We start from the raw sequence: 14,789 nt of genomic DNA on the forward strand, positions 1-14,789 counted from the left end.
TGCGGGCCGGCAACTTCGTGTTCATGGGGATCAAACGGTACGACCTCACCGTTGACGGAGAAGAAGCTGCCCTGCAGTCCCGCCCGGACACCGGGTTGGGACTGTTGCGAGAGGAAGGCACCGAGGGACACACGCAGAGGCTCACCGGTCTGGGAAGTCTGCATGCACGGGACCGTGAAGTGCTTTTCGTGACCAAAGCCAATCGCCGTTCCTCGATTCACCGGCGCGAATACCTGGATTACATCGGCATTCGGACCTTCGCGCAGGACGGTACGGTCACCGGCGAATACCTGATCCTGGGGTTGTTCTCCCGCCGCGCCTATTCCGTGCCCGCCCACCAGACCCCGTTGGTGCGTGACAAGGTGCAGTCGGTGGTGGAGCGCTTTGGTTTCTTGCCGGACAGCCACTCCGCGCGAGATCTGCTGGGGATCATTGAGGACTACCCGCGTGACGAGTTGTTCCACATGACGGCGGACGAGCTCCATGACACCGCCAGCGGTGTGCTGGGTTTGAACGAGCGCCGTCAAACCCGTTTGTTCCTCCGCCAGGACACGTTCGGTCGTTTCATGTCCGCGGTGGTCTTCCTCCCCCGCGACCGTTACAACACCTCCGTGCGCGAACGCATCGAGGAACAGCTTCAAGATGTCTTCCAGGCCGAGGCCATTGATTTCGAGGTCCGGCTGACCTCGTCTTCCCTGGCGCGACTGTTCTTCCGCATCCGGTTGCCGTACACGGGAGAAGTACGCGAATTCGATCAGTTGAATCTTGAGCATCGGCTGCGCGCAGCCGTCCGTTCGTGGCCCGACACCCTGGCGCGCGCCATTCGGTTGGGCTTCGACCCCGCCGACGCCGCTCGCTTGACCCCGCTGTGGACCCACGCCTTCCCGGGGGCCTACCGCGAGGACTACGAAATCGAAGAAGCCGTCCAGGACCTGCAGCGTTGCGAGGAGCTGTGGGGCCGGGACCCGAACCTCCCCGCCGAGGTGCGGGTGGCCGAGCACAACGGTCAGGTGCGCCTGAACATTTACCTCACGCAGCGGCTCTCGCTCACGGAGCTGCTGCCGTTGCTGCAGAACATGGGTCTGCGCGTGTTGGATCAGAGACCCTACACCGTGACCCCCGCGGACGGGCGCGAGTTCCAGCTGTACGACTTTGGCGTGGAACTGCCCGAGGGCGTGGACACTCACGGCCCGGACGATGCCAAGACCGAGGACCTCATTGAGGACACCCTGTGCGCGGTCCTCTCCGGAGGTTCGGAATCCGATTCCCTGGACCGTCTGGTGCTCGTGGAACGCATGAGTTGGCGCGCCGTTGCCGTGCTACGAGCCTATGTGCGTTACCTGCTGCAGTTGGGGTACGCCAACTCTTTCGAGTACATAGCCGACACCCTCCTGGACTACACGCAGGCCACGCGGGAGCTGGTTGCGTACTTCTCCGCCCGTTTTGACCCGGCTCGTTTCAAGGACACGGATGAGGGCCGATCCGAGCGATCGCAGGCGTGCGAGGCCGCGCGTGGACGCCTCGACAAGGTCCTGGATGACGTGCCGTCATTGGACGCGGATCGGCTTTTCCGCGCGCTGAGCAACATTGTCGGCGCAACGTTGCGCACCAATGTGTACAAGCAACGCCCCACCATGGCGTTCAAGATGGACCCTCAGGCCATCAACGTGGCGCCCTATCCGCGGCCCAAGTTCGAGATCTGGGTGTGGTCCCCGCGTGTGGAGGGAACGCACCTGCGTTTCGGGCACGTGGCCCGCGGTGGGCTGCGCTGGTCCGACCGCCGGGAGGACTTCCGCACCGAGGTGCTCGGCCTGGTCAAGGCCCAAATGGTCAAGAACGCCGTGATTGTCCCGGACGGCGCCAAGGGCGGGTTCTTCCCCAAGCAGCTTCCGGACCCCCAACAGGATCGCGAGGGGTGGATGGAGGAAGGCCGTGAGGCCTACAAGCTGTTCATTGCATCGCTTTTGGACCTCACCGACAACATCACTCACGATTCCGATGCGGGACCCAACGCCGAAGTCTCCGACGACGGCTCCAAGGACGCCGCTGAGGCACCGGGAACACCCGAGGGTGACACCGTGCTGCACCCGGACCAGGTGGTGCGTCACGATGATGACGACTCCTATTTGGTGGTCGCGGCCGACAAGGGAACCGCGGCGTTCTCGGACACCGCAAACGCCATTTCGCTCGAGCGCAACTTCTGGCTGGGAGACGCGTTCGCGTCCGGTGGTTCGGTCGGCTACGACCACAAGGCCATGGGTATCACCGCCCGGGGCGCATGGGAGTCGGTCAAACGACACTTCTTCGAACTCGGCGTGGACACCCAGTCCGAGGCCTTCACCGTGGTGGGCGTGGGCGACATGTCCGGAGACGTCTTTGGCAACGGCATGTTGCTGTCCGAGCACATCAAGCTGATTGCCGCGTTCGATCACCGGGACGTTTTCCTGGATCCGAACCCGGACACGGCGGCGTCGTACAAGGAACGTGAGCGGCTCTTCAACGCGGGACGTACCTCGTGGCAGGACTTCGACAAGTCCGTGCTCTCCGAGGGCGGCGGTGTGTATTCGCGCCAGGAGAAGTCCGTTCCGATCAGCCCGCAGGTTCGCGAGGCACTCGGGCTCGAGGAAAGTGTGGAGTCCATGGCTCCGCAGGAACTGGTGCGCGCCGTCCTGCTGGCCCCGGCAGATCTGCTGTACAACGGCGGCATCGGCACGTACGTGAAGTCTTCACTGGAAACCAACCAAGAGGTGGGTGACAAGGCGAACGATCCCATCCGCGTCAATGGCGAGGATCTGCGCGTCAGGGTGATCGGCGAGGGCGGCAACCTGGGCGCCACGCAGCTGGGCCGCATCGAGGCCGCACGCAGCGCAATCCTGGTCAATACGGACGCGATCGACAACTCCGGTGGCGTGGAATCCTCCGACCGTGAGGTGAACATCAAGATCCTGGTCGACCGCATGGTCGAGGCCGGCAAGCTGGACCGGGACGAACGCGCTGACTTCATCGAGTCCATGACCGACGAGGTCGCGGACCTGGTGCTGCGCACCAACGTGGCGCAAAATGTCTTGCTGACCACCGAGCGCGCTCGCGGACCGGAGTTCGCGGAAACGTTCATCCGACTGATGCACTGGCTCGAAGAAACGGTCGACCTGGATCGCGAGCTCGAATTCCTGCCCACCGACGAACAGTTGCGGGAACGCGCGGAGGAGGGCGGTTCCCTCACCGGACCGGAGCTTTCCGTGCTGACCGCTTACACCAAGATCCAGCTCACCGGTGCGTTGACCGACAGTGACCTGGCGGATGATCCGTGGTTCGACGCCACGCTCGAGAACTACTTCCCCCTGCAGATTCGGGAGAAGTTCGGCAAGGACATTCAGACCCACCCGCTGCGCAAGCAGATCATCGGAACCATGGTGGCGAACAAGCTCATCAACTACGGCGGGATCGCCTTCGCGTACCGGGTCATGGATGACTCGGGGGCGGAGCTGGCCGATCTGGCGGCGGTGTTCACGGCAGCCGTGGAGATCTTCGACCTGGATCCCTACGTGGCCCGCCACGCAGAACTCGGCACGGATGTTCCACTGGAGATGTGGAACAAGCTGACCCTGCGCATGCGGCGGCTGCTGGATCGGGTGGTGCGGTGGTTCCTCAACCGCAGCGATTCCGAGGCCACCATCCAGGAACTCGTGAGCGCCTACAAGCCCACCGTGCAGCTGCGTTTCGGTGAGCAGCAGCTCATGGCCGCCCAGTCCCAGGAGCGCGTCAGCGCGGAGACCGAGCTGGCCGAACGCCAGGGGGTGCCCAAGGAGCTGGCGGTCGAATGGGCGGAACTCCTCGACGCCTTCGCCCTGTTGGACGTGGCTCGGCTGGCTCAGGCCGGCGGCGTGCAAGCGGCGGGCGAACGCGCCGGCGAGCACACGACGTCGGCGGATGCGGGTGGTGAGCACGTCACCGTGGAAACCATCGCCAAGGTCTACTTCGAGTTGTTCGACCGTTACGGGTTGGAAAACCTGCTGGACCGCATCACCAAGCTCCCGCAGACCACCCGGTGGGAGAACATGGCGCGGATCTCGATGCGAGAGGACCTGTACTCGACCCTGGTGGCCCTCGCGGCGCAAGCGCTGGAATCTCCCGGCGAGAACGCCGAGGAGAAGGTCACCTCGTGGGAGCGCGAGAACCAGGACCGGTTGGCGCGGCTGCGTGATGTTCTGGGAGAGATCGAGGGAATGCCCGCCGGCGGGGATGCCGGAGCCGAACTCGCCGCTCTCTCCGTTGCGCTGCGCACCATGCGGAGTGCGCTGACCGAGTAGTCCGGGGGCGGAAAACCCGGGTCGGCGAGTGCGCCGACCCGGGTTTTGCCATGCCCGGCCGCCACCGCTACTGCGCCACCTCGATCTGACCCCGCGCACCGCGTTCGGCCTCCGCGAAGGAGTGGTTCACGAACGTGTACGTACCGGCTTCCGGGAACGACATCTCCACAAATCCACCCTGAGCCGGGGCCAGGTCCAATGCCTGGGCGCCACCGGTGCCACCTGGGTTTTCGGGGCTGGAGGGGGAGAGCAAATACGCGCCCTCCTTGTAGACGGTGTCGAACTGGCCGCCCACCACGTGGAAACTCGTGCCCTTGGACGGCCCGGCCGCGAGCACCCAGATTCGCACGCGTTCGTTCGGTCGGGCGAGCAGTTTCTCATGCATGTACTGCGTTGCGTGACCGTTGAACATGGTCAGCGACGGCGTTCCGGCAGCGATGCCCACCGGATCCACCACGGCGTCCACGCCCTCCGGCAGGTCGGGCTGATCAGCGGAGGGGACCGTCAGGTACGTCTCGTTCTGCACGAGCAAGTACTCGCGATCCACCCGGGGCAGGTCGGGCGGGTCGATGATCACCGCGCCGAACATTCCTGCCGCGACATGTGTGCTCATGGGAGCGGTGGCGCAATGGTACAGCCAGATCCCCGAACGCACCGCCTCGAAGCGATACACGAGCGATTCCCCCGGTGCAATGGTCCGCATGGTTTGATCCGGGGAGACGTCCCCGGCGTGGAAATCCACCGAGTGGCCCATGCTCCCGCTGTTGGTCAGCGTCACCTCGAACACATCACCCACCGCGCCGCGCAGCGTGGGTCCCGTGTAGTCACCGTTGAAGGTCCACGCGTCCATGGTCACCCCGGGTGCCACCTCACGGGCCACTTCCTGGACGTCCAGCGCGAGCTCGTGAACGGTTTCGTTCGGAGCCGGGCCCAACGCGGGATCCCGCACCGTGAAGGCTTCCCCGGGCGCCGCGTTGAAATCCACTTCCGCCGCCGGGTCTTGCAGGTCATCCGCCGACGACGCCGCTCCCGCACCGTGGTTCTCGTGTCCCACCGAACCCACGGGGTTGCCGTGGCTGTCCACCGGAATCACAGCGACGGTCATGCCCATGGATCGGTGGCCGATCACGGAACACCACCCCTCGAGTGCTTCGGTGATGATGCCCGCGTCCACTTCCGCTGTTTCTCCGGGGTTCACGCGGCCGGACGTGGCGCCGTTGGCAAAGACCAGGTCGTGCACATTGGCCGGATCGTCGTTGACCAGTGTGATGACCAGGCGGTCACCCACGGGAACCTGGATTTCTGCCGGGTCGAACCGCATGTCCTGATGGGCATGCATCGTGACCTCGGTGGTGTTGCCGGTGGCCTGCACGGCGTTCTCCGCGCTACCGCTCAACCCGAGCCCCGCCGACTGCGGTGCCACGGCAATTCCCGCACCCACGGCCAGGACTACGGTGAGCACCCCGGCCACGAGCTGCCGCAGTGCATGGGTCTGGTGTTTGGGCTCCGCTACGGCGGCGGCGTCGTCGGCGTCGGCATTGGCCGGTGCGGGTGGCTGGCCGCCGCCCGCGCGCTGGGCCATGAGGCGGCGTCGTCCGGCAACGGAAATTTTGGCGGAGGAAATCATCAGGGGAAGGAACGCGGCGAAAGCCACCGCGCCCACGATCGAGACCAGGGCGCGCACCCACGAGGGCAACATGCCCGAGGGCAGGGCGAACAGCGCAATGCACAGGTTCAACACCGTGACCCGGTAGATCCCACCGCGGTTGATGGCGGCCAGGGAGGCACGCACCGTGGCGGGGCCACCGCCCATGGTCGACGGAAGGATGTAGCTCATGGCACCGAGCAGGGTCTGTAGCAGGAAACCGGCCACGAACGGGATGGTCAGGGCACCCATCACACTGGCGTGCAGTCCCCGGGCCGCCACCAGAATCAGCGCCAGCACCACGGTGATGAACAACCACGCGATTCCGGAGGCCACGGACCAGCCCATGTAGCCCTCGGGCAGTTTCCGCATGCCCGTGCGGACCATGATCCACCCGATCAGAGCCACCCCCACGGCGTAGCTGAACAGCCCCGAGACCACCACGGGAACCCAGCCGCCCACTGAGCCACCTGCCGCCACCAGGCTGCCCGCGGCCATGGCGGGTAATGCCACGCGGGACAGGGTGGTGGCCGTGTCCTCCATGCGTGTGCGCACCATGGTGGGCCACAGGGTCAGCAGGGTCGCGGACACCGTGAGACCCACGAAGCCCAGAACGTTGACGGTCTGGTGGGCCAGGAGCAACCGCGAGTGCCAAGGATCGGCCGGCTCCAACGCGAGGATCGCCCCGAAGATCGCACCCACCGGCAGGAAGAACGCTGCCACGGCGTACCACCGCACGGTCATGCCGAACCGGGCGGGTAGGGCTACGCGCACCTGGCCCAGGAGCGACACTCCATGCCACGTGAGTAACCCGCCAATGACCGTTGCGGACACCAGGGTGAGCCACCACCAGTCCGCCAGCATGCCCACCATCAGCACAACGGTGCCGGCCGTGACACCGTAGATCCGCACTATCTGGCGCGGCCGCTCGCCATCGGCCAGGCGGTGGTGCAGCAGCGCCTCGGTGAAGTGTTGGGACCACACCATGATCGAGGTGGTGATCAACCCCAGGGTGACCATGTGCACCATGAGCCACCGGGTGTCGGGAATCCACCGGTGAAAACCGATCACTAGGAGCAACGCGATCATCCACCAGCGCACGGGCTTGCCCGCGGTGCGGTGCCATGATCTCCCGTGCTTCTTCCGGGCGGGAGCAGGGTCCTGGGGTTTGGTGAGAGTGGGCACCGTCCATCCGATCCACAGAAATTGGCCATTTAAATGCAAGTATAGTTCGCCCGCCGGGGCCGTACGATGTGACGGTGACCCCGGAGATTATCGCCACCATCGTGACCTCGGTACTCATCATCATTGGGTGCCTGGGCATCATCATCCCGGTGCTGCCGGGTTCCATCACCGCATTGATCGGTCTCATCATTTGGGCGGTGGTCCTGCAATCCGTGGAGGGCTGGGTGGTCCTCGCCCTGGGGGCCACGCTGCTGCTCGCGGGCATGTCCGCGAGCCTGGTTCTCACGGGGTCCCGGCTCAAACGCCGCGCGATCCCCAACCGCACACTCCTGTTCGGCGTGATAGGTGCCGTGATCGGCATGTTCGTGATTCCCGTGGTGGGCCTGGTGATCGGTTTCATCGTGGGGCTGCTGGCATCCGAAACGGTGCGCAACCGCAATTTCCGGACCGCTCTGGACACCTCGTGGGTGGCCCTCAAGGCCGCCGGCCTCGGCATCATCATTGAGTTGTCCTGCGCGCTGCTGGCCTCGAGTGTGTTCATTATCGGGGCCATCACCTTCTTCGTCACGGCCGCCTGACCGGTCGGACCGATCATTCGAATCAGGGCGCCCGATCGATCGACGCGGGCATCTCGGCCGATCCCCACACCTTCAAAGCACCACGGCGCCCCTCCGGATCGGAGGGGCGCCGTGGTCGATTAAGGCGTGGTTATCGGCGCCAGGGGAGCCCCAGTACCTTGACGTCCTGACCGGGCCGCAGGCCCTCGGCGGGGACCACCATGAGAACGTCCGCGTGGGCCATGCCGGACAGCATGGCGGGACCCACTGCGGGCTCGGGCAGCACGCGACCCTCTTGGAAGTACGCGGGAATCACGAGAACTCGGCCCGTTTTTTCCATGGTGGCACCGGAGGTGGCAGAACGAACCTGGGGTAGTGGCTCACCCGTGGCGCCGGCGATCAGGGCGTGACCCACGGTCAACAAGCCCGTGACGGCCGACAATGGGCTACCGGGTAGTGCCAGCACAAGGGGGCCGTCATCCGGGAGCTGGGCGACAATCACGCCGTGGGCGGGTTCCTGGGCCAGGCCGTCAATGATCAGGTGGGCGTCCAACTCGGTGAGGGCCGCACGCACATGATCGTCCTCGCCATGACCGGTGCCGCCGGTGGTCACCACGATCTCCGCTCGGGCATCCAGCAACGATCCCGCGCCGGAAGGCGCCTCGGTGAGAGCCGTGAGAACCCCCTGGGCGCCGTCCGGCACACGGCGCACCTGGTCCACATTGGCACCCAGCTGATGCAGGATCGCGGGAATCTGTGGCCCCAGAACGTCGCGGACCTCGCCCGGGCCGGGAATACCGTCCTCCACGACGTGCGTGAAGCCCAACAGCACGGTCACGCGCGGGCGGCGCAGCACCGGGAGCATGTCGTGCCCGGCGCTGGCGGCCAGCCCGATGTGCGCGGGATTGAGGTGACAGCCCGTACGCAACAGCACGTCACCTTCGGAAATTTCCTGGCCCAGGGCGCGAACGTCCTGGTTCTTGATCAGTGACGCCGCGGGTGTGGCGTCCTCCAGGGTGTCACCCTCCTGCGGGACGTATTCCTCCATGTGTTCCACCGGTGCCTGCGCGGGAACCACGTGGCCGCGGTGGTTGGACAGCACGGCCTTGGTGTACACGGGCACGGCCGACCCCACGCTCACCTGCGTGGCCTCGCCGGGGCGCAGTTCCACCACGGGCAGGATGCGCTCATCCGGGGGAAGGGTCAGCAGGAGCCGCTCGTCGGTTTCCGCCGGCTGAGGGGTGCGGATCCGCCACGGACCCTCACCTGCCACGGCCCACCCGTCAATCGCGGCGGAGGCGTAATGCGGCACCGGCATGATGGCGGTGATGGGTTCGGCAAGCGTCTCACCCAGGGATTCCGTGAGGGGCAGCAATCTGCTGGGAAGCGCATCGGGAATCCGGTGGGCGATCTCTCGAGCCTCGTCCCAGGTGGCCCAGCGGTGCGTGGGCTCCAGCCCCTCGGTCTGCGGGGGCGTGTGGTCGTCGTCCTGGTTGAAGTGCTCGTGCGGGGCGGGAAGTCCGGGCATGCCATCTCCTTGACGTGTGGATTCAGTGCAGATCGAACCTGGACACATCTTCCCATGTATCCACGTCTTGCGTGCTGCCCTCCGGGGCGCGTACCTCGATCAAGCGCAGATGTTTCCAGAACGACCGCACGGACCGGTCACGTGCGGGGTGTTGGGAGAAAACCGCGGTGAGCGGTTCGGTGCGGATCAGGACCGCCAGGTTCTCGCGGTGCCCGTCGGTGGCCGTGGCGATCACCCCGTCGGCGTCCTCCGGAAGGCCCCGAGCGGCGTCGGCGAGTGTGTGGACGGCCCCGGAGACGTCCGGCATGTCGCAGGCCAGGACGGCGGTCCATGCCGCGCGGGATGGTTGCCGCCCCAGCAGATCGAGGCCCGCCGCAATGGCCGCCGCAGGCCCCGAGAACGGCGGGTCCTCGCGGGTTTGCAGGGTGCCTGCCGGCACGTTCAGGTCATCGGGGCCCACCACGACGGCGCTGCCGGCCGCGCCCACGGCACGCACCGTGATCTCGACCAGACTTTCCGTACCCCTGCGCAGTGCGGCCTTGGGAGTGCCTCCCAACCGAGAGGAGCGCCCCCCGGCAACGATCACGCTGTCGAAGCGCAACGCCTAGACCGTGGTTCCCGAATCGCTGAGTTCCTCACGGTCCTTGGGCCGGCGCTTCTTGGGCATCCCCGCGATCCGCAGGCCGCACTCCACTGCCGCCAGGACGAAAGCGATGTAGTAGAGGATCATGGTCGGGTAGAGCTGGGGGATGGTCAGGTTCATGCCCACCAGGGACAGGATCAGCAGGATGGCCGCGGCCATCAAAATCACCAGGTGCACCGTGGCGAACGCGCCCGGTGTGCCCTTGGTGGAGAGGTACATGGCCAGGAGCGCGAACAGGATGGGGAACAGCAACTGCCCCGCCAGCGTGATGCCGTCACCGTGATAGGGGAACAAGCCCATGGACTGAAGCAGGGCGGTGGCAACCAGCAGGATCGGCGCAATCATGGACTTCATGAGGCACCAGTCTAGGGGTGGCACGGCGTGTCTCCGAACCGGTGGTGGAACCCGACGGAGCGCCATCTGATGAGGCCTTACTGCACGGTAAGGCCCCCTACTCTGCAGTACGGCCGAATGAAATGGCGCGCCACCCCAGGTCACGAACCCCGGGCCGACCAAACGATCGATTAGCGCACGAGTATATGACTATATTCCCAGGTCAGCGCGGGAATGATGAATTTCGGGTGGCCGGTGACCCAAATCGGCATTTTGAATGTGAATTAGGGGTACAGTGACTCCATGGCTACCACCGAAACCCCCGCCGGGGTCGACGGCCCGGCATCGAACGCGTTGTTGAAACTCGGGAAATTCTTCTCCCGCTGGGACGAGACGGAGGACGGTCGCGCCGTGTTCCGGGAGGGCGGCCGCGCCGGCGACGCCTTCTACCGCAACCGTTGGAGTCACGACAAAGTGGTCCGCTCCACCCACGGCGTGAACTGCACAGGATCCTGCTCGTGGAAGGTGTACGTCAAGGACGGCATCATCACGTGGGAAGCCCAGGAGACGGACTACCCGTCGGTGGGCCCGGATCGGCCCGAGTACGAACCGCGCGGCTGCCCCCGCGGTGCCGCGTTCTCCTGGTACACCTATTCACCCACCCGGGTGCGCTACCCGTACGTCCGGGGCGTGTTGTTGGAGATGTACCGCGAAGCCAAGCAGATCCACTCGGATCCGGTGCTGGCGTGGGAGTCCATCGTCAATGACCCGGTCAAGCGTGAGACGTTCCACAAGGCCCGCGGTAAGGGTGGGCTGGTGCGCTCCAGCTGGCAGGAAGCCGTGGAGATGTCGGCGGCCGCCCACGTGCACACCATCAAGGCCTACGGCCCGGACCGCTGCATCGGGTTCTCGCCCATCCCGGCGATGTCCATGGTCTCGCACGCAGCCGGAGCCCGGTTCATCAACCTCATCGGTGGGGTCATGAACAGTTTCTACGACTGGTACGCGGACCTTCCGGTGGCATCGCCGCAGGTGTTCGGCGACCAGACGGACGTGCCCGAATCCGGTGACTGGTGGGATGCCACCTACCTGATGATGTGGGGCTCCAACATTCCCGTGACCCGCACGCCCGACGCCCACTGGCTGGCCGAGGTGCGTTACCGCGGTACCAAGGTGGTCTCGGTCAGCCCGGATTACGCGGACAACACCAAGTTCGCGGACGAATGGTTGCCTGCTCAGGCCGGCACGGACGCCGCGCTGGCCATGGGCATGGGGCACGTGATTCTCAAGGAGAACTTTGTGGACCGCCGCGTCCCGTTCTTCGAGAACTACGTCTCCCAGTACACGGACCTTCCGTTCCTTGTCTCGCTGTCCCGCCGCGAGGACGGCATGGTGGTCGCGGACAAGTTCCTCACCGCCGAGGACCTGGGCAAGGCCGGGGATGACGACGCCGCTTCGCAGGCCGATCCCGCGTTCAAGACCGTGCTTCTGGATCGGGACACCAACAGGCCGGTGGTTCCCAACGGTTCCATGGGCTTCCGCTACAACGAACACGACGAGGGCAAATGGAACCTCGATCTGCAGGGCGTCACGCCGGCGCTGTCGATCGCGGACGCCTCCGGCTACCGGGGAGAGGTGAGCGAGCTGGCGCTGCCGGCGTTCACCGACCCCACCGGTGTGGGTTCGGTGATCCACCGCGGTGTGCCCGTCACCGAGGTGGCCGGGCGGACCGTGACCACCGTTTTCGACATCATGCTCGCTCAGTACGGTGTGGGCCGCGAGGGTCTGCCGGGGCAGTGGTCCACCGGGTACGACGACGTCGACACGCCCTACACCCCGGCGTGGCAGGAAGAAGTCACCTCCGTTCCCGCGGAGGCCGTGATACGCACCGCCCGGGAATTCTCCGCCAATGCCGAGAAGTCCGAGGGTCGGTCCATGATCATCCTGGGCGCCGGTATCTGTCAGTGGTACCACGGTGATGCCACCTACCGTGCCATCCTGGCCATGCTCATGCTGTGCGGTTGTCAGGGCCGCAACGGCGGCGGCTGGGCGCACTACGTGGGCCAGGAGAAAGCACGCCCCATCACGGGGTGGGCCACCATGGCCTCCGGCAGCGACTGGGTGCGTCCGCCGCGCTTCATGATCGGCACTGCGTTCTGGTACATGCACACCGACCAATTCCGTTCCGACGGGTACTCCTCGGATTCGCTGCAGTCCCCGCTCGCTGACGGCCACCTCAAGGGCATGCACACCGCGGACGTCGTGGCGCAATCGACTCGTCTGGGCTGGATGCCGTTCTACCCGCAGTTCCACGAGAACTCATTGGACGTGGCGGACGCCGCGGTGAGCGCCGTCGAACGCGGAGAGGCCGGCAGTGAACCCGAGTGGATCGCGAGCAAGCTCAAGAACGGCGATCTCAACTTTGCGGTGGAGGACCCGGACGCTCCCGAGAACTGGCCGCGCACGCTGGTGCTGTGGCGCTCCAATTTGTTCGGGTCCTCGGCCAAGGGCGAGGAGTACTTCCTCAAACACTTGCTGGGCACCCACAACAGTGTGCAGGGCGAGGACCACCGCTCCGCCAAACCACGTGATGTGCGCTGGCACGAGAAAGCACCGGAAGGAAAGCTGGACCTGCTGATCTCGGCGGACTTCCGCATGACCTCGTCCACGCTGCTCTCCGATGTGGTCTTCCCCGCGGCCACCTGGTACGAGAAGTACGACCTCTCGTCCACGGACATGCATCCGTTCGTGCATGCATTCACCCCGGCGATCGCCCCGCCGTGGGAGGCCAAGACCGACTGGAAACTGTTCCAGTTGCTGGCCGACGAGGTCGCACGGCAGTCCCGCGATCACCTGGGCGTGCGCAAGGACGTGGTGGCCACCGCGCTCACCCACGACACCCCGGGAGAAATCGCCCAGCCGGGCGGTCACGCACCGGAGTGGAAGGGTACGGACCTTCCCGCGATTCCGGGCAAGAACCTGCCCAACCTGAAGATCGTGGAACGGGACTATACGGCCATCGGCGACAAGTTCGTGGCGCTCGGGCCCCTGGCGGACGAACTGGGGCTGACCACCAAGAACGTGACGTTCGACGTCAAGCACCAGGTGGACCAGTTGGGTCGCTTGCACGGGGTCTTCGATTCCGGTGCCGCCGAGGGTCGCCCCGCGCTGGACACCGATCAGCGCATGGCGGAGGCCATCCTGATGCTCTCCGGTACGACCAACGGTGAGCTGGCCACGCAGGGCTTCGAGACGCTTGAGAAGCGTGTGGGTAAGGAACTGTCGGATCTGGCGCGCGGCTCGGAGGAAAAGCGCATCACGTTCAAGGACACCCAGCAGGCACCGGTTCCGGTGATCACCTCACCGGAGTGGTCGGGGTCGGAGACCGGCGGCCGCCGCTACGCACCGTTCACGGTGAACATCGAACGGCTCAAACCGTTCCACACGCTGAGCGGGCGCATGCACTTCTTCCTGGACCACGATTGGCTCAAGGACATGGGCGAAATGTTGCCCACCTACCGTCCGCCGCTGGACATGCACCGCTTGTTCGGTGAACCCAAGCTCGGCGACAAGGGTGAGCTGTCCATTGCGGTGCGCTACCTGACCCCGCACAACAAGTGGTCGATCCACTCGGAGTACCAGGACAACTTGTTCATGTTGTCGCTGTCCCGCGGTGGCACCTCGGTGTGGATGTCCCCCCAGGACGCCACGGCCATCGAGGTCTCCGACAACGACTGGGTCGAGTGCGTGAACACCAACGGTGTATTCGTCGGACGCGCGGTGGTCTCCCACCGCATGCCCGAGGGCGTGGTGTACGTACACCACGCCCAGGAGCGCACCATTGACGTTCCCAAGTCCGAGATCACGGGCAAACGCGGCGGTATCCACAACTCCGTCACGCGCATCCTGGTGAAACCCACCCACATGATCGGCGGCTACGCCCATCTGTCCTGGGCCTTCAACTACATGGGCCCCACCGGAAATCAGCGAGACATCGTCTCCGTTGTCCGCAAACGCTCGCAGGAGGTTCAGTACTGATGCGTGTCATGGCTCAGGTCGCCATGGTGATGACTCTCGACAAGTGCATCGGGTGTCACACCTGTTCGGTGACGTGTAAACAAGCATGGACCAACCGTGCCGGTACCGAGTACGTGTGGTTCAACAACGTGGAGACCCGCCCGGGTCAGGGATATCCGCGCCGTTATGAGGACCAGGAAACCTGGAAGGGTGGTTGGGAACTCAACAAGCGGGGCAACCTCAAGTTGAAGTCCGGTGGCAAGCTCAAGAAGCTCGCGCAGTTGTTCGCGTCTCCGGTGCAGCCGGAGTTGAAGGACTACTACGAGCCCTGGACCTACGACTACGAGAATCTGGTCAGCGCCCCGGCCGGTGACGACTTCCCGGTGGCCCGGCCCAAGTCCTTGATCACGGGCGAGGACACCAAGGTCGAGTGGTCGGCCAACTGGGACGACGATCTCGGCGGCGCCACGGAAATGGGTCACCTGGATCCGATCATCCAGAAGCTTCACAAGGAAGCCAACGACCGGATCAAGTTCGAGTTCGAACAGACCTTCATGTTCTACCTGCCGCG

The 14,789-nt window shown here is 65.3% G+C and carries 7 protein-coding genes and 1 pseudogene; 4 read left to right on the forward strand and 4 right to left on the reverse strand.

From position 1 onward, the window contains the following. Positions 1 to 23: 23 nt before the first annotated feature. The gene (locus Q4E95_RS06770; RefSeq protein WP_368660315.1) at positions 24 to 4,310 is read left to right on the forward strand and encodes an NAD-glutamate dehydrogenase; all 4,287 of its coding nucleotides are present in this window, start codon (positions 24 to 26) and stop codon (positions 4,308 to 4,310) included. Between the two features lie 67 nt (positions 4,311 to 4,377). Here the strand turns inward: Q4E95_RS06770 and Q4E95_RS06775 are convergent, their stop codons facing one another. Beyond that, a complete protein-coding gene (locus Q4E95_RS06775; protein WP_303382593.1) occupies positions 4,378 to 7,140 on the reverse strand; it encodes a multicopper oxidase domain-containing protein in 2,763 nt (920 codons plus the stop codon). 74 nt (positions 7,141 to 7,214) lie between these two features. Here Q4E95_RS06775 and Q4E95_RS06780 point away from each other — a divergent pair, with 74 nt between their 5' ends. Further along, positions 7,215 to 7,718, forward strand: coding sequence for a DUF456 domain-containing protein (locus tag Q4E95_RS06780; protein WP_303382594.1), 504 nt, complete (start codon positions 7,215 to 7,217; stop codon positions 7,716 to 7,718). 130 nt (positions 7,719 to 7,848) lie between these two features. Here the strand turns inward: Q4E95_RS06780 and Q4E95_RS06785 are convergent, their stop codons facing one another. The 3 genes from Q4E95_RS06785 to Q4E95_RS06795 are packed head-to-tail and all read right to left on the reverse strand — an operon-like array spanning position 7,849 to position 10,222. After that, positions 7,849 to 9,225, reverse strand: a complete 1,377-nt coding sequence (locus Q4E95_RS06785) for a molybdopterin molybdotransferase MoeA (RefSeq protein ID WP_303382595.1) — start codon at positions 9,223 to 9,225, stop codon at positions 7,849 to 7,851. Positions 9,226 to 9,247: 22 nt separating this feature from the next. Continuing rightward, complete coding sequence (locus Q4E95_RS06790; protein ID WP_303382596.1) at positions 9,248 to 9,826, reverse strand: molybdenum cofactor guanylyltransferase; 579 nt, start codon at positions 9,824 to 9,826, stop codon at positions 9,248 to 9,250. Between the two features lie 3 nt (positions 9,827 to 9,829). Further along, on the reverse strand, positions 9,830 to 10,222 hold the full coding sequence (locus Q4E95_RS06795) for a hypothetical protein (RefSeq protein WP_303382597.1): 393 nt from the start codon (positions 10,220 to 10,222) through the stop codon (positions 9,830 to 9,832). A gap of 282 nt (positions 10,223 to 10,504) precedes the next feature. Between Q4E95_RS06795 and Q4E95_RS06800 the strand changes: the two genes are divergently transcribed. After that, positions 10,505 to 14,239, forward strand: a complete 3,735-nt coding sequence (locus Q4E95_RS06800) for a nitrate reductase subunit alpha (RefSeq protein WP_303382598.1) — start codon at positions 10,505 to 10,507, stop codon at positions 14,237 to 14,239. Further along, positions 14,239 to 14,789: pseudogene (gene narY, locus Q4E95_RS06805) on the forward strand (nitrate reductase subunit beta); the annotation flags it as partial. The gene Q4E95_RS06800 and the pseudogene narY, both read left to right, overlap by 1 nt.

The sequence above is a fragment of the Kocuria sp. genome, assembly GCF_030536815.1.
Classification (GTDB): Bacteria; Actinomycetota; Actinomycetes; order Actinomycetales; family Micrococcaceae; genus Kocuria; species Kocuria gwangalliensis.